Origin of the sequence: Bacterioplanoides sp. SCSIO 12839, assembly GCF_024397975.1 — a bacterium.
Classification (GTDB): domain Bacteria; phylum Pseudomonadota; class Gammaproteobacteria; order Pseudomonadales; family Oceanobacteraceae; genus Bacterioplanoides.
This window is the reverse complement of sequence record NZ_CP073745.1, coordinates 3461242-3486879: the sequence shown is the minus strand read 5'-3', so window position 1 is coordinate 3486879 and position 25638 is coordinate 3461242. Positions and strand designations below refer to the sequence as shown.

Annotated in this window: 17 protein-coding genes; 7 read left to right on the top strand and 10 right to left on the bottom strand. The window is 47.6% G+C overall.

Annotated features, from left to right (window positions below; translation table 11 throughout):
- The first annotated feature begins 165 nt into the window (after positions 1-165).
- Both KFF03_RS15810 and KFF03_RS15805 read left to right on the top strand, forming a co-directional pair.
- A complete protein-coding gene (locus tag KFF03_RS15810; protein ID WP_255857885.1) occupies positions 166-1776 on the top strand; it encodes a phosphatidylinositol-specific phospholipase C domain-containing protein in 1611 nt (536 codons plus the stop codon).
- 126 nt (positions 1777-1902) lie between these two features.
- Complete coding sequence (locus KFF03_RS15805; protein ID WP_255857884.1) at positions 1903-2925, top strand: AraC family transcriptional regulator; 1023 nt, start codon at positions 1903-1905, stop codon at positions 2923-2925.
- A 47-nt stretch (positions 2926-2972) separates the two neighbouring features.
- Here KFF03_RS15805 and KFF03_RS15800 read toward each other — a convergent pair whose 3' ends face one another.
- Positions 2973-4934 carry an alkyl/aryl-sulfatase gene (locus KFF03_RS15800; protein WP_255857883.1) on the bottom strand — a complete coding sequence of 654 codons (1962 nt, stop codon included), beginning with the start codon at positions 4932-4934 and terminating at the stop codon, positions 2973-2975.
- Between the two features lie 117 nt (positions 4935-5051).
- A complete protein-coding gene (locus tag KFF03_RS15795) occupies positions 5052-6755 on the bottom strand; it encodes a methyl-accepting chemotaxis protein (RefSeq protein ID WP_255857882.1) in 1704 nt (567 codons plus the stop codon).
- A gap of 335 nt (positions 6756-7090) precedes the next feature.
- On the opposite strand from KFF03_RS15795, the gene fabV reads away from it, so the two are divergent.
- The 3 genes from fabV (at position 7091) to KFF03_RS15780 (ending at position 9023) form a co-directional block, all read left to right on the top strand.
- On the top strand, positions 7091-8293 hold the full coding sequence (gene fabV / locus KFF03_RS15790; RefSeq protein WP_255857881.1) for an enoyl-ACP reductase FabV: 1203 nt from the start codon (positions 7091-7093) through the stop codon (positions 8291-8293).
- Between the two features lie 124 nt (positions 8294-8417).
- The gene (locus tag KFF03_RS15785; protein ID WP_255857880.1) at positions 8418-8588 is read left to right on the top strand and encodes a DUF2986 domain-containing protein; all 171 of its coding nucleotides are present in this window, start codon (positions 8418-8420) and stop codon (positions 8586-8588) included.
- Positions 8589-9023 carry a YqaA family protein gene (locus KFF03_RS15780; RefSeq protein WP_255857879.1) on the top strand — a complete coding sequence of 145 codons (435 nt, stop codon included), beginning with the start codon at positions 8589-8591 and terminating at the stop codon, positions 9021-9023. It abuts the gene before it with no gap.
- A 7-nt stretch (positions 9024-9030) separates the two neighbouring features.
- On the opposite strand, the gene KFF03_RS15775 is transcribed toward KFF03_RS15780, so the two are convergent.
- Both KFF03_RS15775 and KFF03_RS15770 read right to left on the bottom strand, forming a co-directional pair.
- Entirely contained in the window at positions 9031-9786 is a 756-nt protein-coding gene (locus KFF03_RS15775) for an ABC transporter substrate-binding protein (protein ID WP_255857878.1), read from the bottom strand.
- Between the two features lie 97 nt (positions 9787-9883).
- Positions 9884-11014: a helix-turn-helix transcriptional regulator gene (locus KFF03_RS15770; RefSeq protein WP_255857876.1), complete on the bottom strand. Its 1131-nt coding sequence runs from the start codon at positions 11012-11014 to the stop codon at positions 9884-9886.
- 103 nt (positions 11015-11117) lie between these two features.
- Here KFF03_RS15770 and KFF03_RS15765 point away from each other — a divergent pair, with 103 nt between their 5' ends.
- Positions 11118-12488: a response regulator transcription factor gene (locus tag KFF03_RS15765; protein ID WP_255857875.1), complete on the top strand. Its 1371-nt coding sequence runs from the start codon at positions 11118-11120 to the stop codon at positions 12486-12488.
- A gap of 6 nt (positions 12489-12494) precedes the next feature.
- On the opposite strand, the gene KFF03_RS15760 is transcribed toward KFF03_RS15765, so the two are convergent.
- The 5 genes from KFF03_RS15760 to tkt all read right to left on the bottom strand — a co-directional run bounded on the left by KFF03_RS15760 (position 12495) and on the right by tkt (position 23468).
- The gene (locus KFF03_RS15760) at positions 12495-14474 is read right to left on the bottom strand and encodes a hypothetical protein (RefSeq protein WP_255857874.1); all 1980 of its coding nucleotides are present in this window, start codon (positions 14472-14474) and stop codon (positions 12495-12497) included.
- Positions 14475-14706: 232 nt separating this feature from the next.
- Positions 14707-16122: a hypothetical protein gene (locus KFF03_RS15755; protein WP_255857873.1), complete on the bottom strand. Its 1416-nt coding sequence runs from the start codon at positions 16120-16122 to the stop codon at positions 14707-14709.
- A 109-nt stretch (positions 16123-16231) separates the two neighbouring features.
- On the bottom strand, positions 16232-17623 hold the full coding sequence (locus KFF03_RS15750) for an 8-oxoguanine deaminase (protein ID WP_255857872.1): 1392 nt from the start codon (positions 17621-17623) through the stop codon (positions 16232-16234).
- A 225-nt stretch (positions 17624-17848) separates the two neighbouring features.
- Complete coding sequence (locus KFF03_RS15745) at positions 17849-21307, bottom strand: thrombospondin type 3 repeat-containing protein (protein WP_255857871.1); 3459 nt, start codon at positions 21305-21307, stop codon at positions 17849-17851.
- Positions 21308-21479: 172 nt separating this feature from the next.
- Complete coding sequence (gene tkt / locus KFF03_RS15740; RefSeq protein WP_255857870.1) at positions 21480-23468, bottom strand: transketolase; 1989 nt, start codon at positions 23466-23468, stop codon at positions 21480-21482.
- A gap of 262 nt (positions 23469-23730) precedes the next feature.
- Between tkt and KFF03_RS15735 the strand changes: the two genes are divergently transcribed.
- Positions 23731-24744, top strand: a complete 1014-nt coding sequence (locus KFF03_RS15735) for a methyl-accepting chemotaxis protein (RefSeq protein ID WP_255857869.1) — start codon at positions 23731-23733, stop codon at positions 24742-24744.
- Between the two features lie 25 nt (positions 24745-24769).
- Here KFF03_RS15735 and KFF03_RS15730 read toward each other — a convergent pair whose 3' ends face one another.
- Positions 24770-25471 carry an RNA methyltransferase gene (locus KFF03_RS15730; protein ID WP_255857868.1) on the bottom strand — a complete coding sequence of 234 codons (702 nt, stop codon included), beginning with the start codon at positions 25469-25471 and terminating at the stop codon, positions 24770-24772.
- Positions 25472-25638: the final 167 nt, after the last annotated feature.

Below are 25638 nucleotides of genomic sequence, written 5' to 3'. Positions count from 1 at the left end.
TCAGTCCTTTCAGTTAATAATTTTGCATGAATGCAGGTCGCAATCTGATCGGCCTGTATTGTCCTAACGCTCTGACGTTAACCTGTAATAAAACAAGCGTACTAATAAAAAATCTGATCATTATGAATCAGACGTGCATTGTCTTACTGTCTTCAGGAATACTTCATGAGCATCAAAACTATCCTTTACGCGGCAATGGGAATGACCGTTGCGGCAACAACGGCGGCCATGAGCTCGTCACCGGAGTCCGATCCGATTGCCGACTTCCAAAACGGCTGGGCCGGCAAAGCACTGGCGATGCAACGTCAGTTAGACCTCAATGAGCCGATGAGTCAAAGCAGTATTCTGGGGTCCCATAACACCTATAACTCTGAAGAATATCGCACCGCGCTGCGTTACATAGATCCGCAACAAAAACACTCCATTTATGATCAGCTGCGTTTAGGTGCACGCTTCCTGGAGCTGGATGCGCACTGGACGTATAAAATCGACGGTTTTGATTGGGGCAATGATATTTTGTTGTGCCATTCCGGTATTGGGCAGAACTTTGGTGATGTGCACGTTGGTTGTAGCCTGGCGGATCGCCGTTTGAGTGATGGCCTGGAAGAAGTTCGTCGCTGGCTGGATGAAAACCCGGCCGAAGTGATTATTCTGTACATCGAAGACCACGTAGACGGTGAACATACGCGTTTATGGAATACCCTGAACAGCAAGTTAGGGAATAAATTTTATGCCTCGGGTGGTTGTAAAAGTGTGCCGTCCGACCTGAGCAAAGCCGATGTGCTGATGTCCGGTAAGCAGGTTGTGTTGTGGAAAGACAAAGGTTGCTCCAGCGACAGCACCATGGCAGGTGTGGCCTTCAGTGGTTTGGGTGATATCAGCCGTATCTGGGAAGATCGCACTGGCATTGGCGCCATTGGGGCGTTTTTTAACGGTACCGCCGTGAGTCGTTTGGAAGCGGCTGACATCGAGCGCGAATTTAAAGCGGGTCGTAATCTGGTGAATCTGGATGACATTACCCATGACGATGGACGCCTGGAAGCTGCTGTCTGGTCGTGGGATCGCAATGAGCCGAATAATCAGGGTGGCGATCAGGATTGTGCCGTGCAATGGGAAAATGGCCGTTGGGATGACGACAACTGTGGCAATCAGTATCACTTTGCCTGCGAAAGCCAGGACGATGGCTCCTGGAGCCTGAGTACCACTACCGGAGCCTGGACTGAAGGCACCGCAGCCTGTGCGGCGTTGGCAGGTAACTATACTTTCTCGGTACCAACCAGTGCTGGTGATAATGAAGCCTTAAAAGCCGCTAAAGGCGGTAATACCCATGTTTGGCTGAACTATAACGATCGTTTATACGAAGGTAACTGGCAGGTGCCACAAGGGCAGGGGCTGTTCCGTGAGTTGCGTGATGCACGCAGCAACTTATGCCTGGATGTGGAATGGGGCAACGCGACAAACGGTACCAATGTGCGCCTCTGGACCTGTAATGGCGATAATGCGCAAAAATGGGTGTACGACAGCGCCAATGGTTACTTACGCAGTGCATTAGGTAAATGTCTGGATAATCGTGGTCATCAGCATGACGGTGGTGAAATTGTGATCTGGGACTGTGTTGATAGCAATAATCTGCGTTTTGATTGGGTGGGCCAGACCATTCGTAATCGTCATAACCATAACTTTGCACTGGACGCGTTTGGAACGGAATCTGGTGCTCAGGTTGGACAATGGAGCCACCACGGTGGTGCAAACCAGCGTTGGTACTGGGGTAACTAAATCTCCCTCCCGATTCTTCTGAATCATTAAAGCCTCGTGGTTTACTGTGAAAACGCATCACAGGAAACCACGGGGCTTTTCCGTTACTATCAAGAGTCACCGTTGACATTGATAAGCCATTCGCCAATGACCCTGCCGTCCTATACCACCATTTCAGCCTGGCCTCTGGCGATTGCAAAAGCATTGCAACAGCGTGGCATTGAGCCAACAGCCCTGTTACAACAGGCTGGCATCGATTATCAGGCATTGCAGCATGATCCGGATGGGCGTGTTGATATTCGCTGTATGACGCGTTTATGGCACCTGAGTGAACAGCAAACCGGTGATTCGGCTTTTGGCCTGAGTGTCGCGGCGTGTGCGATGCCAACCCATTTCCGTGCCTTGGGACTGGTGGTAATGACCTGTGATGATATGTTGCAGGCACTGCAAAAACTGGCTGAGTATTACACCCTGGTTTCTAACACTGTACGGGTACGTTTGTTGTATGAGCCGGATCGCATTGGCTTCTGTGTTGAGCCACTGGCGGAAGTTGAGGTTAGTCCTCTGGCGATCGAAGCGTTTTTTGCGGTGATCTATCACCTGGCCAATCAGCTGACGGATTCTGAGTCGCGGCAGCTGATTGTTGCGGCAGAGCTGATGCGTAGCGTCCCGGTGAATGCCCAGCCCTGGCAACAGATATTTTCTGCGGATATCAGGTTTGCTAGCACTCGCCATTGCTTGTGGTTTTCCCGTCAGCAACTGGGCCTGGCTAAAGTGATGGGCAATCGGGAGTTACGCCAGGTTAACGAATCGGTTGTTAAGCAATATCTGGCGGAATTGCAGTTGGACAGCTGGCGCAGCCGGGTGGAGCAACACCTTCTTGTGAACCTTGAACAAGGCGAACCAACACTCACTGAGGTGGCGCGGCAGTTTGAGGTCAGTGAACGTTCGTTGCGGCGTTACCTCAGTGAGGAACACACCAGCTTCCGTGAATGCCTGCAGCAGGTTCGCCAGCAATTAGCCCAACGATTATTAACTCAGGCATTGCCGGTGAACGAAGTGGCGTATCGCATTGGTTTTAGTGACAGCAGTAACTTCAGCCGGGCATTTCAGCGCTGGACCGGGTTAACCCCAGCCCAGTATCGTCAGAAGCATCATCATAGTACTTAGCACTCAAGACATATGATGCTCAGCACTCACGACTATCTATTAAGGTGCTAGGGCGTCACGATGTTAAAGTTGGCATCCGGCTGTTCAAATAAACTGAAGAAGCCAACCAGTTCCAGCAAGCTGCCATCCACCGACAAGGCATCGGAAAATAGTGTGTCTTTGAGGCCAGCATTGCCCAGCAACATATCAACAAACAACTCATGGCTGATGGTCAAACGGGCGGCAAACTCATCGTTAGCCCGCAGTGGACGATGGTGCAATACTGAGTTTTCGATCCATAAAAAATACTGCTCGTTTTTATCGCTGATATGAATCGCCATGGCGGCCTGATCGTCATCTACCTCTTCTGCTTTTAATCGTACCGACATCGAATCAAAGAAGTTACTCACGGGTGATTGCATCAGCACGTCTTTCATCTGGCGAATATCAATGCCGTTATTCGCTTTGCCATCGCGCAGCTCTTTCGCAGCGGATAAATACACATCCCGCCAGGGGCCGGATTCAGCCTGAAACCCCAGTTGTTCATAGGAGTCAGCTAATAAATTGCGTGCTGTCTGATTATCGGGCTCAGCAAAAACCAGATGATTTAATAACTCGGCGGCCCAGCGATAGTCGCCCTGATCGAACGCCGTTTGGGTTTGCTGTAATAACGTATCTGCACCACCGGCTAATGCTACATAACGGCTGGCTGTTTGGCTGGCGGGCAGCGGATCAAGGTGGGCGGGGTTGCCATCGTACCAACCCATGTAAGCCTGATACACGGCGCGGCTGTTGTGTTTCAGGCTGCCGTAATAACCACGGCTGGAAAAGGTGTTGGCTAATGATTCCGGTAACTGAATAGTTTCAGCGATTTCATCACTGACCAGGCCGTTATTCAGGTGGCGTACCGTTTGATCATGAATGTACTTATAAGTATCACGCTGCTGAGTCAGGAAGGTTTGAATCTGTTGTTGTCCCCAGATAGGCCAATGGTGGCTGCCAAAATAGATATTGGCATCAGCAAACAACTCTTTGGCCTCGTTGATATAAGCGCTCCATTTACGCGCGTCACGTACCTTGGTGCCGCGTAAGGTGTAGAGGTTGTGCATGGTGCGTGATACCAGCTCAGCGCCACAAAATGCTTTGTGCTCCGGCAGGTAAAACGTCATCTCTGCCGGGGCTTCGGATTCCGGCGTGTACTGGAATACAAACGGTACACCATCGATAGTGTGCTGACTGCCGGTTTCACTGATCAGGGTGTTAGGTTCAAGAACGCCGAAAGTACCAAATGCCGCGCCTTTCCCCAGCCCTGAGCCCACATGGCCACTGGCGTTACGTTCCAGCCCTCGGCCATACATATACGTTGCGCGGCGGCTCATGGCAGTTCCGGCAATGATGTTTTCACTGGTGGCTTCTTCGAGAAAACCGTGAGGGGCGACAATAGGAATATCATCGGCCAGATAGTCGTTCAGGCCCAGCACACCTCCAAAATGATCAATATGGCTGTGGGTAAAAATAATGGCGGAGATGGGCTTTTGTGGCAGATGTTGCATGGCAAAATCGATGGCTACTTTGGCGCTTTCTTTGGCGGTGAGTGGGTCGACCACAATCCAGCCATGCTCACCTTCGATTAATGTCATATTGGAGATATCAAAACCACGTAGCTGATAAATGCCGGGGCTGACCTCAAACAAGCCATGAATGGCATTTAACTGTGCCTGGCGCCACAAACTGGGATTGACGGTATCGGCGGCCTCACCATCGAGAAACGCATAATCGGCCATGCGCCATAACAACTCGCCACGCTCGCTGATCACCTCTAACGCATCCGGCCGGGCAATCAGTCCTTTATTGGCTTGCTCAAAGTCGGTCAGATCCTGAAAAGGTAATTGTTCAGAAACGGCACGATTAGCTTGTTGGGTGGTTGTGCTGGCTTGGCTGGATAATAAGTGATCCAAGTCCGGATCGGAGTTGCTGCAGGCAGCTAATGCGGCGGCACACAGGCCGGTTAAAACAATACGGTATGTCATTGGGTCAGTAACTCTCTGTCAGTGCTATTGGAGAGAGTTTACGGGTCGGTTGAAATGACTGTGTGGTCTGTAATGGCCAGTCAGTTGTCTTTACTGGCCATTACCTCGAGCAGGTGATTAATCGGTACGGAATTGGCCAACCTGGTCATACAGGGTATGGCTCTGGTGGCTGATGCTGTCGGCATTGCTGCTGACTTGCTGAGCGTGGGTCTGGATATTTTCCGCCTGACTCACTACTTGCTGCAGTTGTTGATTGATGCCTTCGATAATATCCATTTGCTGATGACCCGCATTGGCGATATCGGAGTTCATACGATTGATATCACCCACAGAAGCGGAGATGCTATTTAATGCCTCGCCCGCTTCACGTGCTTTGCTCACACACACGGTTGCCTGCTCTGTGCTGGATTGCATGGTGTTTACCGCCGAGATGGCACCAGACTGTAAGCGCTCAATCATGGTTTGAATTTCGGTGGTGGATTCCTGGGTTTTGGACGCCAGAGAGCGAACTTCATCGGCCACTACCGCAAAGCCACGGCCTTGTTCACCGGCACGAGCTGCCTCGATCGCAGCGTTTAATGCCAGCAAGTTGGTTTGGTCGGCAATGCCACGAATCACATCAAGAATGGTGGCAATGGTATTGGAGTCGTTTTCAACCGTGCGGATTGCCTGAGAGGCCTGCTCAATATCCTGCGACAGTTTATCAATACCTGCGATAGCACTTTGTACCACGTCCAGCCCTTGTTTAGATTTCTGATCGGCATCGGTGGTGGCTTCGGCGGCACTGGAAGCATTGCCAGCCACATCTTGTGAAATGCTGACCAGACTCGCCATGGATTCAGCAGAGCCCGACAGAATGCGTTGTTGGTCCTGGATGGCCCCCTGAGTCTGGCTGGTCATCGCGGTCATGGTATCGGAAGTACTTTTAACCCCTTCACTGGTATGACGTACTTTAACCACGAGCTGATAAATGTTTTCCGCAAAGCGGTTAAAGCCTTTCGCCAGGCTGGCAATTTCGTTATTGCCTTCGGCTTTCAAGCGGCTATTAAGGCTGCCATCACCACGGCCCAGGTCACGCATGGCATCGACCACGGTTTGCAGTGGGGTGAAAATAACATTCAGTGCCATAAAGGCGGCAATGGCCGTGGCAATCGCAACCAATAGTTGCAGGCTGGTAGCAATGCTTGCCCAACGTTGGGCGGCATCTTCAGCGGCTGTTACTTCATTGCCAGTACGCAGATCCAGTGCGGCAAAAAACTGATTCACCGGGGTCATGATTTTATTGACTTCGTTGTGATAGTTGGCGTCAAACAGGATACGTAAGGCAAATGCATTCAGGTTCTCGCCCGCTTGAGGTTGGAACGGGCCTTTCACCATCTGTTGTTGTTCAACAATGGCCATGGCCTGGCTTTCGGTGGCAATTAAAGCATCGGAGTTATTACTGGCTTGTTGTAACAGGGAAAATTCTTTTTCACTGAAACCCAGCTCCTGCATGATATCGCGTTGCTTGCGTGACTCGCCCGGGTACAAGTCTTTATTGACGCTGTTAGGGCGTGGAATTTCGCCATTACGCCATTTAACAATGTCCCAATACTGACGTCGGTAAGTATCTTCGCCGGTCGACACATAGGTTCGGGCCAAACGGGTCAGGTTCATGGATGAGTGCCGGAACTCATCCGCCAACTGGAATGACAGGTAGCGCTGCTTGGCGCTGAGTGCCAGCTCATGAGCGGAGTTAGCGGCCTGCTGGGAAGCCCAGACCGCCACTAACATGGCAACGATGATGCCGCTGAACAGGGCAATGACTTTGTTTTTTAACATAGCTGAGTCTCATGGGTTACGGCAGGTTGCGTTAACACAGGGGGAAGGGAGTTGGCTGAATAGCGGAGTCCTGAGCACTTCCCGGTGCGATACATCTGCCGTGAATTTCATTATTTGACTCAAAAAACTATAGATGGGTTTGTCGATAGGGCAAGACAAAGCTGACAATTTAGGTGGGTTTTGGACAGGCTTTTGAGTCGCAGGCACAGTTGTTTGGAGTGGGTCCTTTAAGCTTCTCGTTGGCGAACGTCTGCTATAAGCTGGGCTAATTAATGAAAAACTGTCATAGCTGGACGTTAATCTGATGCCTGGCTATCTGTATTGAAGGACATTCCATGATTATTAAGCCCAAGATTCGCGGTTTTATTTGCACCACCACTCACCCTGTGGGCTGTGAAGCCAATGTTCAGGAACAGATCAATATCACCAAAGCTCAGGGCGAGGTCAGCAATGGCCCGAAAAAGGTGCTGGTGATTGGTTCTTCCAGTGGTTATGGCCTGGCGTCTCGTATTACTGCGGCATTTGGTTCTGGCGCTGCCACTATTGGTGTGTTCTTTGAAAAACCAGCCACTGAGAAAAAAGCCGGTACTGCGGGTTGGCACAATTCCGCCGCGTTCGACAAGCTGGCGCACGAGGCGGGTTTGTACGCAAAGAGCTTAAACGGTGATGCTTTCAGTCATGAAGCCAAAGCCAAAACCATTGAGCTGATTAAGGAAGACTTAGGCCAAGTGGATATGGTGGTGTATTCCCTGGCTTCACCGGTGCGCAAGCTGCCAGACTCCGGTGAAGTGATTCGCTCGGCACTGAAACCCATGGGTGAGGTGTACAAAGCGACTGCAGTCGATACCAACAAAGACACTTTGTTTGAAGCGGAAGTTGAACCCGCTTCCGAGCAGGAAATTGCTGACACTGTGACCGTCATGGGTGGACAGGATTGGGAACTGTGGATGTCAGCCTTGTCCGAAGCAGGCGTTTTGGCAGAAGGCTGTAAAACCGTGGCTTACAGCTATATCGGTACCGAAATCACCTGGCCGATTTATTGGAACGGTGCATTAGGTGAAGCGAAAAAAGATTTGGATCGCGCCGCACATGCGATTGATGCCGAAATGAAAAAGATCGGTGGCTCTTCCAACGTCGCAGTACTGAAGAGTGTTGTGACCCAGGCCAGCTCGGCAATCCCGGTGATGCCGTTGTACATCGCCATGTCGTTTAAAAAAATGCGCGAGCTGGGCATTCACGAAGGTTGTATCGAGCAGATCAACCGCATGTTCCGCGAGCGTTTATACCGCAGTGACGGTGCAGCTCCCGAAGTCGACAACAACAACCGCCTGCGCCTGGATGACTGGGAATTACGTGAAGATGTTCAGGCCCACTGCAAGGCTTTGTGGCCAACCCTGACCGACGACAATCTGCGCGACTTAACCGATTATCAGGAATACAAAGACGAGTTCCTGAAGCTATTTGGCTTTGGTGTTGAGGGTATCGACTACGATGCGGATGTGAATCCGGTTGTGCCATTTGATGTGGTGGATATCTGAGGTAATTGATACCTGCCCACCAGGCCCTAGGCAAAAAAGCGGACTTTTTCACAGTCCGCTTTTTTGTGCTCTTAAGTCGGCGATACATGTCTTACAATGGCGGCTGTCATCGAGAGGCACCGCCATGAACCGCAAGAAAAAGATCAAAACTATCCTCACCAAAAAACTGAAGAAAACTCAGAAGCGCGAGGCTCCGAAGAACTCCAATAAGCCACGTTATATTTCTAAAGCAGAGCGGGCAGAGCTTGAAATTAGTGTTAACAGGCCAACTGAAAACCTGGAAGTTTCTGAATAAATGGAATGGCTGGAACCGGGTTATGCCGCACTGTTTTTTCTTTCTTTTATAGCGGCTTCTTTGTTACCACTGGGCTCTGAGTGGTTGTTGTTATTGATGCTGTCACAAGGGTTTTCACCCCTTTATACCATTGTGTTTGCCACGGCTGGCAATACGTTAGGCAGTTACCTGAACTATGCCCTGGGTTATTGGGCACATGAGTGGTTGCATAAGAAAAATAAGTTGCAGGGTGCCGGTTGGCAAAAAGCTGAAAGCTGGTTCCAGCGTTATGGTGTATGGAGCTTGTTGTTGGCCTGGATGCCGGTGGTGGGAGATCCGTTAACTTTGCTGGCCGGAGTATTAAAAGCGCCGTGGAAGAGAGTATGTACGCTGATTTTTATATCAAAATCAGGGCGTTATCTGGTGGTGTTTTTACTGTATTGGATGGCAAATTAAGGGCTTTCTAATAATTTTTAATGTATCTGTTAATAATTTTTTCGAATATTCCTTTCTCTTTCATTATACCAAGCTGATTCTTTATTGGGTTAATAACTGTGTCTGATGTGTTTAACGACGTTGCCAGAAACAGTTGGGGGCTCATGATGATCTTTTCTTCAATTAAGTTGTTTGTGTCTAATTCTTTTTGCTTGATGAGATACTGAGCTAAATGCATTTCGGTAAACCAGTATTTCACTAAACCATTCGTCAGCAGTTGGAAGCAGGCTTCTTCATCATTAACAATAATATAATCCGGGTGGTTATGGGTTTTTAGCCAGTGCTCCATGGGAGTGCCATAATGGGCGCAGACTTCTGCACGTATATCATTGGCTGATATTGGGTCGGGCTGCCAACGTAACATGCCAATTCGGGTTGTAATTAATGGTTTGACCCATTTGAAATGTCGCTCGCGCTCCGGAGTTCTCGCCAGACCAACCAAAAAGTGATTCTGGTGTGTTTCGATAATTTGAAAGGCGCGTTTTAACGGCACAATTTTACTGTGCGCTGAGAACCCTGAGGCGTGTGCAGCCTGTTGTGCAATTTCGATGTTTATACCGATAATTTCATCGTCTTCACGCCAGGAAAAGGGTGGAACATTGGCTCCCAGAAAAATAATATCCTTATTAAGACTCTGGCTTTCACCTTCACCCCAGCTGAAGGGTGCTAACCCAAGTAAGAGCAGGCCTGTCAATTTCAGGACGATGTGCATGACGTTAGCCAAGGGCAGCACCTGTATTCTTATATTAATGAATTAACATAAGTGTTATCTCACAGCTTCGCAACCTATTGATGATTGATCAGAAAAAGTTGCGGATGTTCTAAAGATAATCGCTGCGCATCAGGGTTGTTAACACATGAGATACCAGCTCCGCCTGACGATTGGTGGCGGTTTTTTGATAAATAGATTTGAGGTGACTGCGTATGGTGGAAAGCCCACGACAGGTTTCTTCCGCGATGTCTTCCAAAGCCATGCCTCTGCATAAATAATCACACACTTGTGACTCGGTTTTCGACAGAGCAAAAAACTTTTGAATTCTTTCCGGGCTGATTCCGTGCTCTTTATCCCAGGGGTAAATCGTCACTAATATGCCCATGTCAGATTCTTTTTCAGAGCGGATCGGCGTTAATAATAAACTGGCTCCTTCGTCATTCGCTTTAACCGATAAAACCTTACTGTCAGTGTCATTTTTATCCAGAATGGATGAGCTGTAAGCCAGGAGTCGGGCATTATTTTTGTGGTCAGAAAATTCAGCAATGCCACTGCTATTAATGGAAAGAACAGCGGAACTATCCAGCCATTGTTGTGCTTTTTTATTATAAAAGCTCAGGTACCCACCTTGTTTAATAAATAATAACGGCAAACTCAGGCTGTCGAAAATAGACTGTAATAAAGACGTACTTTTTGTCTGGTCAAACGCCATGCGTAATGCAATGGCACGCCGGAGATCACTGATTAACAGGTTGAGTCGTTGTAACTCCTGCGGTTGGAAATGACCATGATCGGCCCCTCTTCCCAGTGTCAGGGCAAAAATTGAGTGCGCATCTTTGTGAATAATTGCACAAGCACCGTCTGCAAGGCCAGCCTGCTCACACCATGCCTGCACAACAGGGTCATCAAGGTGATTATCGTTGCTGTAAAAGGCACTGCAGAATCCGTTGTGCTCCTGTTCTATGGCACGTTTTAACAGCGGATCCCTGTGGCCGAGATTGGCGATGTAATATTCAATCACATCGTGAGGCATATCCTGATACCAGCCGCCCATCACTTGCCCGGTGCTGGTGTTGCGAATCGACAGTGTGGCAGTGGCGCAGTTAAAAGCTTGCTGCAATGCTTCGAGAAAAGGGTTGAAGCCAGCGGAATGAGTGACGCTGGCATAGGCTAAATCAGAGAGTGCTTCCAGATTGACTGAGAAAGACTGTTGTTTTTTTTCCTGAACCATCAATGACATACTGCACTTCATGCTTATTGAGTAATTTTCAGTAGTGTAAGATAGTGACCTTATTCCCTCATATAGGGGAAATTGGGGGCTGGTCAGGTCGTGAGGGATTGTCGTGTTTGTCGTGCATAAGTCAGAAGGTTTTAAGCAACTGGTACAGGATACTTACCAACTGGCCCACGATGTTTCTGAACCAATGTTTAAACAAGGTGTGCTGGATCGGCTCACGCAAACCATGACGCTGGATACGGCATTCTGGATGACACGCAGCGAAGTGGATACGCCATACGCGGCTGAAGAAACATACACCTATCATCTGCCCGAGGGCGTGCAGGAAAATTACCTCAAACACCCAACCGTGCTACAACAAGCACTGGAGCTGAATCAGGTGCTGATGGCCAACCTGGGTACGACGATCGACGTTAAAGATATTATCCCTCAGGCACAGTGGCATAAATCAGATATGTATTTATTGCATTGCAAAAAATACGACATTGAACACTCTGTGATGACCTTATACCCAAGCGATCATAATCAGATGATTGCTTCCATTTCTCTCAATCGTCATGCGCGCCATCCGGCTTTTACACCGCAGGAGCGCGAACTGATACAGGCGTTTGTGCCCCATATGGTTGAGGCACAACGATTAAATACTCTGTATCACTTTCAGCGTCATCAGACAGCACATACTCTGCGTGGTGTGATTGATAAACACGGTAAAGTCATTGAGTCCGATGCCGGGTTTGATGAAGCCCTGGCCGATATTCATATCGACTTAGCGAATCTTAATCTCAGTGATATTCAGTTTAATGACCTTGATAGCCGTTATATTTGTCAGGGTTATCGCCAATCGGGTTACATTCATCTGACCATTCAGCAGAAATCCCCATGGGAAATACTCTCCCAGAGAAAGGTCGAGGTGGCGCACCTGTTAGTACAAGGAAAACCCAATAAAACCATTGCGAATGAGTTGGATATGTCGGTCGAAACCGTTAACGAACATATGGCGGATATCTTTAAACGTTTGCGGGTTCGTTCTCGTTATGAGGCGATTGCGGTATTGTCGGGCGGGAGTCATAACAGGGCGCAACCCCCATTGTTATTCGATCGTGATCATACCTTGCTGTACTGTGATAAAACGGCGGCAGCGATATTGGATAAACAACAAATTCTATTGGATAGCGTGGTTGAAAAGGCTGATCAGGGCCAACCATTTTTTGCGTTGAATGGCATTCTTTTTCAGTGTGATAAAACAGAAACATTTATTCGTATCAGTCTGGCGGATTATTCAGAAAGTCTTTCTGTATTGTCAGCCCGTGAACTGGTGATTGCTTATTTAATTGGTAATTTATTAAGTAATAATGAGATCGCCGAACAGCTGGAAATATCGGTTAAAACCGTTGAAAACCAGCTGACCAGCATTTATCGAAAACTCAAGCTGCGCAACCGGTCTGAGTTGGTTGCACAGTTGAATGGGGCCGTTTAAAAACCCTTAGTTTGTACTAAAGCGGCTATAAAATAACTTAGCGGCCGGCTCAGTTTGGATATCCTGATCTGTCTTCTTTGCGGTATACACTAAGGTCACCTCGTCGGAGTTATCGATATAAACACCCACTTTTAAAGGTGATAAATCGTTGGGGTCGATATTGTTATCGATTACTTCAACATCCAGCCAGCGGTTGCCATCGTAAATACGGCTGTACAAGGTGACAGGCTCACGATTGTTGTTTGCATCTAAAGAATAACCAAACCAGGCAATCACGGCTTTACCATTGTCATTGATATCGCCGGAAAATTTATTATAAGCAAATTCTCCCTCTGGTAGATGCTGCGTACTTGAGGCTTCAAAAACGCCAGCATCAGAAATATTGCTGCTCAGATAGGCTTGATCGTTAGTTCTATCGTAATCATTCCATAGCGTTAAACCATAATCGGCACCATCACTCAGTTGGGCTTGTAGTGTCAGAAATGGTGAATTTATTTGGCCTAATGTGTGAGCCTGTGACCAGCTGCTGCCGTTATCAAAACGAGCTTTTAAATCATTGCCTTTATTGAATACAGCTAAGCTGTGTTTAGCATCATTCAGTGCCATATCCGCTACTGAGCTGTTGCCCTGAGGGGCGGCAATGTTTATTGCTGAACCTAAGCCAGCTTGCGTGCTAAACCCTGAAACAAAGACATTTCGAGGGTTTTGGGAGTCCAGAGTTAACACCTTCCCTTCGTCGTCATTACCAAGGCCAATGGCTGCAACACGACGGCTGCTGCCGAACGAGCTGGCAGAGTTTTGTGGCTGCGAATTACATTGGTTATTGCTTTCGCAATAGTTATAGTAGTAATTACCTCCAAGATCGTTGCGACTCCAGGTCATCAGCAGGCTGTCATCACCGGCTAAAGCAATATCGAGATTTCTAACATTAGCGCAGAAATAGTTGTTATTGGGGTTGCTCAACAGCCGAGTGGTAACCGAGTTGCTATCCCAGCGGGTACCATCATATCGCAAGTAGGTTAATGCACAGTCGATGAAATTGGTGTTGGGATTGCGTGGCTGTGTTGACAGGGCCATAACGGCCTTGCCGTTGCTATTGACGTCCCAGTCAAATTGATAAACCGTGCCGAATGTTCTGATTCGAGTCTCATCGCTCCAGTTGCTGCCATCAAATTCACGACTATAAAGCCCCGAGCGGTTTTTGGTCACCATCATGGGTTTGTTGCCTGCGCCATCGAACAGTTCCAGGCTGTTGTAGTTACTGCCATCGGTTAGCGCAACCGGGGTTGACCATTGTGGGGCTGGTGCTGCTTCTGTGGTTGATGTGAAGCTGAAACGATAAACAACGGTGTCGCCATCAGAGAGGGTTGCCGTGGTTGTTACACTGGTCTCATATTGCTCTGAGGTTGTGTGTAAAAAGATAATTTCATCACCAGCGCTAACGGATGCTGTTAGTTTTAAGTCGTTTTTAGTCGGTCTTTCAATAACCTCCCGGGCGAAAGCAAAAGCAGCGCCTTCTTCAACCGCAAGAGTTAACTCACCGTCAAAGCCAGATAGAGTCACAGGAGCGAACGCAATAAAATCTTCGGTTGAGACATCGGTTAATGCCGCGATTGTGATTTCGTCAGGAGTTGTGTCTTTAACCGTTGTATCGCCGCCGTTATCAGTATCATCGCCGTTATCAGTATCATCGCCGTTATCAGTATCGCCGCCGTTATCAGTATCATCGCCGTTATCAGTATCACCGCCGTTATCAGTATCACCGCCGTTATCAGTATCGCCGCCGTTATCAGTATCACCGCCGTTATCAGTATCACCGCCGTTATCAGTATCACCGCCGTTATCGGTATCGCCAGTATCGACTGCATTGTCTGCGGGAATTGGTGCCTCTTCCGGTGAGTTTGAACTTCCATCACCGCCGCAGGCGGTAAGGGTTAATGTTGATGTGGCCAGCAATGCCAGCAATAATTTATTCGGTTCCATCATGATCTCCAGGTTTTGTTACTGCAGATTGGCAGCAAAATTACCCGGGAATTTTAGGGTGTGTCGGAAAAACGCACTCCCCCCAAATAGGGGAATTAGAGAGCGATAATAATTTTTTACATTGCTGTAAAACACATATAAAAATACCGGACTTTCTTTTCAGAAAGACCGGCACTGTTTAATTATTTATGGATAAACCTATTTGGCTCCTACGCTCTGCGTGGTAGCCAGAAAGTTAAGGATAAACCGGAGCCTGTAATTCAAGCACTTTCCCGGCTTCCGTTGCGTCATAACACCACATTTTCTGGCCGTAACCATTAGCTGGATTTGCGGTAATCGCATCACTGCAACGTTGCGCCAGCGTATCCGATGTTTTAGCCAACGTGCGTGCAGGAACCGCCACAAATGGGCGATGGCCAGCAACAGCAATACCGGGTGCATCGGAGTCAGACACCAGGTAAATCAGGTCATGATCATTGATGCCCTGTACCAGGGTCATATCTTTTACCGACATTTGTTGAGCCACACCGGCAAATACATCATTAACGGATTGCGACACAACTTTCGTGGTTGGATTCGCCGCTGCACCATTCATGTAATAAAGCGTGTTGTAGGCATCGTCATCTTGATAGGTGAAAAAGTAGATGTTATTACCATAGGCGGCCACTGCATCGATGCTATCGTTAGGACCTGCTTGATACAGATTTTGTGCTGCCGCTCTGCCTTCGCCACTGAGGAATGAAATGGCACCTTGATCAATGGTTTTGGTGGTATCAAACACTAAGCTCACCTGCACTAAACGATCACCACTAAAACCTGAGTTGCTAATTTCGCTGTAGCCCACCACATAAACCTTGGCTTCCATCGCGGTGCTGGAGCCTTGCGTGAAAAGCGCATCCAGGCTGTTACAACCACGAAGCTCGAATGTGCCATTTATGTCACTTAACCCAATTGTTTCAACATCATCGGGTGCTGAACTTTCCCAAATATGCAACTTTGTAGACTGCTCATAACCGGTAGAATTATTGCCGTCCTGGCAGGCGATGACATAGTCTTTGCCGTTGCTGCTGATAATATCGAATTCTTGATAATCCTGGCGATCACGCTCGTTGTCGATAGTACGGGTGACACTGAAATCGGTTTGTGGATAAGCCACAGACTGAAGTGTAAATAAGTCGCCGTCCTGCCCATCGACCGGCTTTGCTTTCAGCATCGAAACCACCGGGTTGTCTCCTGTGCCACCGTAGCTCAGACCTAATATCCGATCCTGGCCTGCGCTCCAGCTGGTATCCTGAAGCAGGGTTGGCGTGTTGGCATTACCACCGTTATCTGTTTCATCCGTGTTATCAGTTTCGCCACCGTTATCAGTGTCGCCGCCGTTATCAGTGTCGCCGCCGTTATCAATGTCGCCGCCGTTATCAGTGTCGCCGCCGTTATCGGTACCAGTGTCGTTATCGGTATCAGTGCCGTTATCGGTATCAGTGCCGTTATCGGTATCAGTGCCGTTATCGGTATCAGTGCCGTTATTGGTATCGCCAGCGGGTGGCGGAGTCTCTTCCGGTGAACTTGAACTTCCGCCGCCACCGCCGCATGCAGTGAGGGTTAAGCTTGAAGTGGCCAGCAATGCCAGTAAGAATTTGTTGGGTTCCATAATCATCTCCAGATTGCTTCGCTGCAGATGGCAGCAAAAATACCCGGAGAGTTTATGTTTCATCGTTACCGTGAACTTCCCCCAAATAGGGGAATTAATCAGAGCTTCCTTAATAACATTCGTTGTATAAGGTTTTTGCCGCTTGTTGATGACGTGCCATTAACTCGTTCAGATCGCCGGCCAGCCATTCTTTATTTTTCACTTTCCACTCGCCATTAATCATCACCGCATCGGCCTTTGAGGCGCCACATAACACCAGAGCAGCCAATGGATCATGAGCACCGCTGAAGCGTGACTCGTCGAGTTTGAATAAGGCCAGATCGGCTTTTTTACCAACGGCTAATTCACCAATATCTGGCCGCCGTAATACAGCGGCAGATCCGGATGTCGCCAGGGCGAGTGCATCCAGATGCGTAAATTCATCGGCCTGGTAGCGTAAACGCTGAATTAATAGTGCCTGGCGAATTTCCTGCATTAAATTACTGTGATCATTAGAGGCGCTGCCATCAACACCTAAACCGACCGGGCTACCCGCGGCTTTTAATTCATTGACCCGACAAATTCCCGAAGCCAATACCATATTTGAGGATGGACAATGGCAGATGCCGGCTTTTGCTGTTCCTAAACGGCGAATTTCGTCGTCATTAAAATGAATTCCATGCGCCAGCCAGGTGCGTTCATTTAACCAGCCAACTGATTCGAGATAATCCAGTGGCCGTAAACCAAACATCTTCAGGCAGAAATTATTTTCGTCTTCGGTTTCGGCTAAATGTGTGTGCAAACCAACCTTGTATTTTTCAGCCAATACAGCACTGGCTTTCATAATATCCTGAGTGACCGAAAACGGTGAGCAGGGCGCCAGAGCAATTTCGACCAGAGATTTTTCATCTTGCTGGTGCCAGCGTTTTACCAGGCGCTCACTGTCGTCGAGAATTTGTTGCTCGGTTTGCACGACCGTTTCCGGAGGCAAACCACCATCTTTTTGACTCAGAGTCATGGAGCCGCGGGTTAAGGTCGCGCGCATTCCTAGCTTCAACGCAACCTCGGCTTGTTGGTCAATGGCGTTCTCTAATCCTTGAGGAAATAAATAATGATGATCCGCAGCGGTGGTACAACCGGATAACATTAATTCCACCATCGCCATCTCGGCTGCTGTGGAGTGTGCTTCGGGAATCAGTCTGGCCCAAATAGGGTACAGAGTTTGTAACCACGGAAATAATTTCTTATTCAGCGCCGGAGGACAGGCCCGAGTGAGTGTCTGATAAAAATGGTGGTGGGTATTAATTAAGCCGGGCAATAACACATGCTCCCGGGCATCGAAGGTCTGATGAATATCAGATTGCGGTTGCTGGCCTTTAGCGACTAATTCAATGATGCGGTCGCCATTAATCACAATGCCGTTACTGGCGTCATCATTGTTGGCGGTAAAACAGGCCAGCGGATGTTTGATCCAGAGATTTTTCTGCGAGTGAGATAACGATTGTGATGTGCTCGTCGACATGGTTGTTCCTAAAAATAAAAGTTAAGGAATGACGAGGCTGATTCGATAAGGTTGGACAGCAGTCACGTCATTCCCGTATCAGGGAATTCAGAAGTGTCCTTATAAATACAATATAAATACGCTTCTGAAACGAGCAGTGACTTGCGTGTTAATCTGCTGAAGGGAATGCTAACAGAGTTCAGAAAATAAAAAAGCCGCCATTTAACAACAATGGCGGCTTTTTTATTAGTATGAGCGTCTTCGGAGGTTAAATAATAATCCAAACAGCATCAGAGCCCAGATTGGATTGATTGAACCGCCCGATGAGCTGCCTGAAGAGTCAGCGGATTCAATATTTTCGGTATCATCCAATGAGTTAATAGAGATAGACTGAATAATCCCTTCCCCATCGTTTACCCAGCCGTTGTACATCGGGCCAATGCCTTTCAAATATGTTCTAACAGCATCACCGTTCCGTAAGGTAATATAATCATAACCTTTTCCATTCCAGATTGTTGTGCCGATGTCGATAAGTGAAATAGTTTGTTCACCATTGGCTTCATCCTGGCCATTTCTGGTGATCGAATATTTGAACGTAAGTTTTTCGTTTAAATACATACTCTTTGGTATCTCGACCAGTCCCCGAAGGTTGTATGTAAAGTTATCCTCTGGCGTGAAAAATTCAGTTAATTCAATACCAAGGTTTGTGACGGTGAATTTTTGATAAAGTGCAGAATTTTTATCGCTCATAATATATTCGCCAGGTCTGTCACCTCGTAGAATCTGGTAACCTCCTCCATCTCTAGTTGTGGCATCAATATTACCCAGAGGGAAATATTCAAGCAGTTCAATTCGAACGCGCTCGTTTGCCTCTATTGGGTTTGTACCCGTCAAAATTTCTTCGAGGTTGGAAATACCATCCTGATCCTGATCTTGTAATGCATCGGAGCTGTCTTTTGGGTTCAGGAAGTCATAAGAGTCCTCAATTTCATTATTGATACCATCGCCATCGATATCGGTGTCGCAGGCATCCCCATACTGATCAAAATCCAGGTCTTTCTGTTCTGGGTTTGAAACTGTTGGGCAATTATCACGATATAAGGGTATACCATCAGCATCATCATCTGCGTACTGGCCTTCGCATTCATCGCCTATACCATTGTTATTGGTATCCTCTTGCCAGCTGTTGCTGATTGTTGGGCAGTTGTCGTATTGATCGGCGATGCCATCTTGGTCTGAGTCTCTGCCAAATTCGACATTATCGATCAGATGTTGAGAAGGGCCATCAGGATAGAAATATGTTGTCGATACCCGAAATTCAATAGTGTGAGTACCTGCCTCTATATTAAAGCTCTGTGACTCCCAATTGTTATCGTATGAAAAGTAGAATGAAGTTTCATGCTGATCGTCAATCCAGATACTTAATTGATAATCACTGTTAGGGAACTGATAATGCTCAAAAGACATGACGCCTTCCGAAAAATTACCCGTAATAAAGAGAGAAGAGGTTGTATCTTTGTCCAATGATGCGCTTGATGACAACCCAATCGATCCATTCTTGCCACTTGGGCTAATATTCCAGGGCTTATTGCCATTACTATAAAACATACCCATTGAACCTTCGTTAAAGTTCTCACTTATTGAAGTGATAACTTCAGGAACTGAAGAAGCATCATTCAGGTCGCTTCCTAGTTTAAATTCAATTAAGTTGCTGTAACCATCGCTGTCGTTATCCAGTAGAGCATCTGATGCATTTAGTGGGTCCATGTTGTTGGCTAACTCATAGGTATCAGGAATGCTATCGTTGTCATTGTCACTATCGCACTCATTTCCCGTACTGTCGCTATCTGTGTCAAGTTGATTGCTATTCGCAATATCCAGGCAATTATCGATCAGGTCTTTAACACCATCGCCATCCCTATCTTCATCTTCTCCAAGGCTAAATCGCTCAAATACGGGCTTGCCAGAAGTCGACGACATAATGATCAGGTCACCATTATTTTCAAATAATCGAATAGGAGCAGTCGTTGATATGGCCCTTTCGATTTCTAGCTCATAGTTATCTTTCCATACCTGATAGCTTCCACCATCCGAAGTTACAGTGATTAATGTATCACTGGCCCATACGGCATCAGAGATTGAATTGGATAGGTTATTCAGAATTTCTAACTGATCATTGGGGTTAAGAATCTGCCCGCCACCATTCAGAATAAGTTGGTTGTTACTTATCATGATTAGGGGAGGTTGTCTTGATAGGGTGTCGTAATGATATTTTGAGTCAGATTCGACTCCGAGTTTTTCATTTACAATATCAATATTATTCCAGTAGATATCGCTTGAGCTCAAATAATACATATTATTTAGCTCAGGATTCCACATATAAACAGGACTTCTTGTACGCCAGTCTTTCGAGTCAAGCAGGGTGCCTTCTTTATTAAACAAATATTGGGTATTCCATGCTCCAGATTCATCTGCTGCAAACAGGTACTGATCAAACGCCTTTAAGCCATGAACACTCTGAGGAAGTGAGGTTAATTGCTGCTCTGACGGCGAATCTGAAGAGAGATCAAAATAGGTTATTTTTCCGCTGTCATAACCTAAATAGATCCGATCATGAGCTTTGGAATAACTGATACGTTGTGGGTAATTCAGTAATGGCAATGAAGTGAGATATTTTTCATTAACCAAGTCCCAGCGAAAAACATTAAGGGTCTCTTGGTCAAGTAAAAAGACAGTATCGCCAAAGTTATGTTCAATGATTTCAGCCTCATAACTCAGGTTAGTAGGGTCAATGGCATCGCCTGGATCAGGTAAATTAAAGCTGCTGATGTCATATGATTTTGCAGTAAGGCTGCTGTTTGAAACCGATGAAAAAGTGAATACCTTGTTACTATAACTGGCTAAAAAATCGGTTTCTCCAATGTTCTGGATTCTACCTTGCTCGATAGCATTCTGATCGAATAGTATCAACTCACCTTCTCTGAGTATGATTGGGTTGTCCTGAGAAAATGTCAGTGCATCGAAAGAGCCTGATAAGCTACCTGCGTAATTCAGGTTTTCTGAAAAATATATAATTCCAGCATTGTCATATATTTTATTCTCGCTGCTATTTAGAAAAATTTTATCAGCATTTGGGTAATCGCCATGATACGGAGAGTCGTTATCTCTCTGTGTTGTGCCATCTACATTGAGTGAAACAATGTGAATGTCGGAGGGGCTAACACTTGTCGTGCGGTAGTAATAAGCATTCTGAAGCGAAGAGCCAATAAACGACTGGCCATTATAATGTGAATCTCTGTTTTCTATAAATGTCAGAGTTTGTTTATTAATCGTTGTAACATTGCTATCCGATTGAGCTGCAATGAGATAATTGTTAACTCCGGTGATGCCTGAAATTGAGCTACTTGTATTCCTTATGAAGTTATTTTCTGAACCATCATGGGAAAGCTGACGCAGTTCACGATTAAAACTCAGATAGATATGAGAATCGTCAATATAAAATGCACTAGGAACTTTACTTAGTGTGATCTCATCAAGAAAAGAGTCTGTTGTCATGTCATAACGAATAATCTTATTCGGAGCTGCGTATAGGGCATAAACAACGTTGTTATTTTCTTTGATATCTACTAAAGCAGCCTGAGTGATTACACTAAACGATAGTAAAGGCCATAATAGGATGGTTGTGATGACAGCGGAGAGCTTCATACTAACGTCCTTGTAGTCGAGGTAATTGATTGTTTACATATTTTACTTGATTTAGTGAACAAACGTAATATCTGTAAAAGTAAAGATCAGAGCCACGGTCATAAAAAAGCCGCAATCAAGTTAACGATTGCGGCTTTTATTTTTAGCGTTTGTTAAAGCTGGATGTTGAGGCTTAGCTCAGGCTATTGACCGCGTCAACAACCGCATCAGTCGTAATGCCAAACTCTTTAAACAGTTCGCCTGCTGGTGCAGATTCTCCGAAGGTGTCCATACCGATGATCTTGCCTTGCAGGCCAACAAACTTGTACCAGAAGTCTTTATGCAGGGCTTCAACCGCAACACGAGCCGTTACTGCTGCTGGTAGTACGGATTCGATATAAGCCTCGTCTTGTTTGCAGAACACTTCGGCAGACGGCATCGAAACAACACGAACTTGCTTACCAGAAAGCTGTTCAGCTGCTTCCATCGCCAGTTTCACTTCAGAACCGGTGGCGATAATGATGGCATCTGGAGTGCCTTCGCAATCACGCAGGATGTAACCACCTTTTGCGATGTTGTTTACCTGCTCAGCAGTACGTTGCTGATGCTGCAGACCCTGGCGAGAGAAGATCAGCGCACTTGGGCCGTCGGCACGTTCAACGGCAGACTTCCAGCACGTTGCTGATTCAACGGTGTCACATGGACGCCAGGTTTCCAGGTTCGGGGTGTTACGCAGGTTAGCCACTTGCTCAACCGGTTGGTGGGTCGGGCCGTCTTCACCCAGGCCGATAGAATCGTGGGTGTAAACAAAGATGGAGCGTTGCTTCATCAGTGCTGCCATACGTACGGCGTTACGGGCGTATTCCATAAACATCAGGAAGGTCGCGCCGTAAGGAACAAAACCTTTGTGCAACGCAATGCCATTCATCATGGCGCTCATGCCAAATTCACGCACGCCGTAGAACAGGTAGTTACCAGAAGCGTCGGTTTCGCTTACGCCTTGTGCGTCTTTCCACAGAGTCAGGTTAGAGCCAGCCAGGTCAGCAGAGCCGCCCAGGAATTCCGGCAGTAGTGGGCCAAATGCGTTCAGGGTGTTCTGAGAGGCTTTACGGGAAGCCACTTCTTCACCTTTCGCCTGACATTCTTCAATGTAAGCCTGAGCTTTTGCAGAGAAGTCAGCAGGTAAGTCACCGGCCATACGACGCTTATATTCCGCCGCCAGTTCCGGGTAAGCCGATTCGTAAGCTGCGAACTTGTCGTTCCAGCTTTGCTCAGCTGCGGCGCCTTTTTCTTTGGCGCTCCAGCCTTGGTAAACGTTTTCAGGGATTTCGAAAGAACCGTGGTTCCAGCCTAAACGCTCACGGGTCAGTGCAATTTCATCGTCGCCCAGTGGTGCGCCGTGGCAGTCTTCTTTGCCTTCTTTGTTCGGTGAGCCAAAACCAATGATGGTTTTGCAGCAGATCAGAGTAGGTTGCTCGGTGTTCGCACGGGCAGTTTCGATCGCTTGTTTGATCTCTTCCGGGTCGTGGCCGTTAACACGTGGAATTACCTGCCAGCCGTAAGATTCGAAACGTTTAACGGTGTCGTCGGTAAACCAGCCTTCAACTTCACCGTCAATGGAGATGCCGTTGTCGTCGTAGAACGCAACCAGTTTGCCTAAGCCCAGAGTACCCGCTAAAGAACAGGCTTCGTGGGAGATACCTTCCATCATGCAGCCATCACCCAGGAATACGTAGGTGTGGTGGTCAACGATGTCGTGGCCGTCGCGGTTGAACTGAGCCGCCAGAACTTTTTCAGCGGTCGCCATACCAACGCCGTTAGCGATGCCCTGACCCAGAGGACCCGTGGTGGTTTCGATACCTGGTGCGTAACCGTATTCCGGGTGCCCCGGAGTTTTCGAGTGCAGCTGACGGAAGTTTTTGATGTCGTCGATGCTCAGATCGTAACCGGCTAAATGCAGCAGCGAATAGATCAGCATAGAGCCGTGGCCATTCGACAGAATAAAGCGGTCGCGGTCAGCCCAATCCGGGTTTTCCGGGTTGTGCTTGAGGTAGTCGTTCCATAACACTTCGGCGATGTCGGCCATGCCCATTGGGGCACCTGGGTGGCCAGATTTAGCTTTCTGAACGGCGTCCATGCTCAATGCACGGATGGCATTGGCCAGTTCGGAACGAGAGGTCATGTACGACTCCTGAATATCACGGTAAATAATGCGTATTAGTCTGGCCGAAAAGCACGGTTCAGCCAGTGATTCAGAACAAAAAACAGCCCGTTTTTTATCCTGAGCGAAAAAAGGCGCCATTGTCGCTCAGAAAGCGATCAGCAGCAATCAGGATTTTCCGCTTTCTCGGGATACGTTAGCTATTCGAGGCTCGCTTTTTGTCAGGGCTGTCTATACTTGGCTCATGTTTGTCTGATCGCTTTGATTTATCGGGACTGGAGTTATGACCGTACAACAAGGTACTGCCCTGGCAGCTCTGTTACTGATGTTATTGGCCGAATGGCTGCTACCTGGACTATTCTGGCTGCCTTCTGTGCTTGCGGTGGTGGCCGTTGCGGTACTGTGGCAGGCCCCGGCTGATGAGCCAGATATCGATGATGGACAATTGTCGGTTGAGGATGAATATTCGGTCTGCAAACAGCGCCTGGGTGATGTTGATCAACTGGCGGCTACAGTATTGAATAACGCCACCCGTGTTAATGCGGCTTCGGGGCAGCGCATCAGTTTTGCCGAAGATATGGTGCGCCTGACGGAAGAATTATCTGCCGATGCCGGACAAATCGCACAACAAACCCAGATGTGCCATGGTGTGATGGATGAATTAGCGGCCAGTATTCGTGACAACGATCCGAAAGTGCAGCGCTTATGCCAGCAGCTGCAGCAAGCAGTGGAATGGTCCGGGCAGCAGCAAGAACGTCTGCAGAGTTTTGACCAGCAATTTCAGGATATCCATGAAATGGCGCAAACCATTCGCGGCATTTCTGAACAAACCAATTTGCTCGCTTTAAATGCAGCGATTGAAGCGGCTCGTGCAGGCGAAGCTGGCCGTGGTTTTGCGGTAGTAGCCGATGAAGTAAAAAACCTTGCGGCACATGCCGGGCAACAAGCTGAAAAGATTAATGAATTGCTGAATAGTCTGACGGGCACCGAAAAAGAGTTTTTACTAAGCTCCGAGCAATTTCGTGAACAGATGCAAAAAACCCTGATGGCAACGCATGAAGGCGAAGCAGGCAGTGAGCGCATCAGCCAGAATGCCGAAGCTGCTTTACAACAAGTAGAAGGAATGCTGGGCAACATGATTCGTCAGACCGAAGCACAAACCAATAATGCCCAAAAAATTGCCGAAGACCTTGGGCAATTGAAAGAAGATGCCATGGCCTCGCAGCAAGGGTCAGCAAAAAACATGGAGCTGGCGAAAAATATCAGCCAACAACTACAGGAACTGGCGCAATGTTAGGGCCTTTAACAGATGTCAGGCCAGTTTAGCGGTGCAGTTCATATAGTGTCATGTTAACAGCAGTGGCTAAATTTAAAGACTCAATCGCGCCATTACCAGCGATGGTATAAGGTGATACATCGAAGCCGGATAACTGATCATTCGGCACTCCTCGGGCTTCGTTGCCAAACAAATAACAATCGAACTCGCCAAAGGATGGCTCACTCAATCTGCTGCCATTCATATCTAGTGTGGCGATTCTAGGGAAGCGTTGCTGCAGCTGTTCCAGCGTTACATCCTGCTCAATGTCCACGTGAAAAATCGCCCCCATACTGGAACGTACAACTTTAGGGTTGTAAGGATCCACACAGCCCGGGCTGAGAATGCATTGATAACCACCAAACCAGCCCAGTGTGCGCAAAATAGTACCTAAGTTGCCCGGGTCCTGTACTTCGTAGAGGTAAATGGCTTTGGACGAAGCAGGTGCTTTTAGCGACTCGAAGGGCACAACGGCAACAATGCCCTGGGGTGATTTTGTATCTGAAATGGTCGCCATCTTTTTGCCGCTGATCAGCGTTTTCTGAAAGCGAGTCGGCCAATCCTGATGCTGCTCAGTCACCAGTATCTCACAGTGCTCCTGTGAGGTTTTCTCAAGCTCTAGCAGCAAATGCTCACCTTCCACCAGATAACAGCCAAACTGAGTGCGGTATTTTTTCTGGTGCAATTTTTTTATGTCGTCGAGTTTCATGGCTTACCGGATGGTTTTAGCGTAGTTCGCTATTGTAACGGATTTTTTCAGGGCGTCTTTCTTGATGTGTGTTATGACCTTGGTCTGACCATAGGAATTTCAGCTGTTATGGTGGATTTTGATATGAGAGACTCAGAAATTGTTAGTAATAGGTTTCTCATTTTTTC

What these genes read in the sequence shown, in the direction of transcription:
- tkt (WP_255857870.1), bottom strand. Translation starts at nt 23,468, where the DNA reads ATGACCTCTCGTTCCGAACTGGCCAATGCCATCCGTGCATTGAGCATG.
- KFF03_RS15735 (WP_255857869.1), top strand. Translation starts at nt 23,731, where the DNA reads ATGACCGTACAACAAGGTACTGCCCTGGCAGCTCTGTTACTGATGTTA.
- KFF03_RS15800 (WP_255857883.1), bottom strand. Translation starts at nt 4,934, where the DNA reads ATGACATACCGTATTGTTTTAACCGGCCTGTGTGCCGCCGCATTAGCT.
- KFF03_RS15750 (WP_255857872.1), bottom strand. Translation starts at nt 17,623, where the DNA reads ATGTCGACGAGCACATCACAATCGTTATCTCACTCGCAGAAAAATCTC.
- KFF03_RS15730 (WP_255857868.1), bottom strand. Translation starts at nt 25,471, where the DNA reads ATGAAACTCGACGACATAAAAAAATTGCACCAGAAAAAATACCGCACT.
- KFF03_RS15745 (WP_255857871.1), bottom strand. Translation starts at nt 21,307, where the DNA reads ATGAAGCTCTCCGCTGTCATCACAACCATCCTATTATGGCCTTTACTA.
- KFF03_RS15810 (WP_255857885.1), top strand. Translation starts at nt 166, where the DNA reads ATGAGCATCAAAACTATCCTTTACGCGGCAATGGGAATGACCGTTGCG.
- fabV (WP_255857881.1), top strand. Translation starts at nt 7,091, where the DNA reads ATGATTATTAAGCCCAAGATTCGCGGTTTTATTTGCACCACCACTCAC.
- KFF03_RS15755 (WP_255857873.1), bottom strand. Translation starts at nt 16,122, where the DNA reads ATGGAACCCAACAAATTCTTACTGGCATTGCTGGCCACTTCAAGCTTA.
- KFF03_RS15805 (WP_255857884.1), top strand. Translation starts at nt 1,903, where the DNA reads ATGACCCTGCCGTCCTATACCACCATTTCAGCCTGGCCTCTGGCGATT.
- KFF03_RS15770 (WP_255857876.1), bottom strand. Translation starts at nt 11,014, where the DNA reads ATGTCATTGATGGTTCAGGAAAAAAAACAACAGTCTTTCTCAGTCAAT.
- KFF03_RS15780 (WP_255857879.1), top strand. Translation starts at nt 8,589, where the DNA reads ATGGAATGGCTGGAACCGGGTTATGCCGCACTGTTTTTTCTTTCTTTT.
- KFF03_RS15795 (WP_255857882.1), bottom strand. Translation starts at nt 6,755, where the DNA reads ATGTTAAAAAACAAAGTCATTGCCCTGTTCAGCGGCATCATCGTTGCC.
- KFF03_RS15785 (WP_255857880.1), top strand. Translation starts at nt 8,418, where the DNA reads ATGAACCGCAAGAAAAAGATCAAAACTATCCTCACCAAAAAACTGAAG.
- KFF03_RS15760 (WP_255857874.1), bottom strand. Translation starts at nt 14,474, where the DNA reads ATGATGGAACCGAATAAATTATTGCTGGCATTGCTGGCCACATCAACA.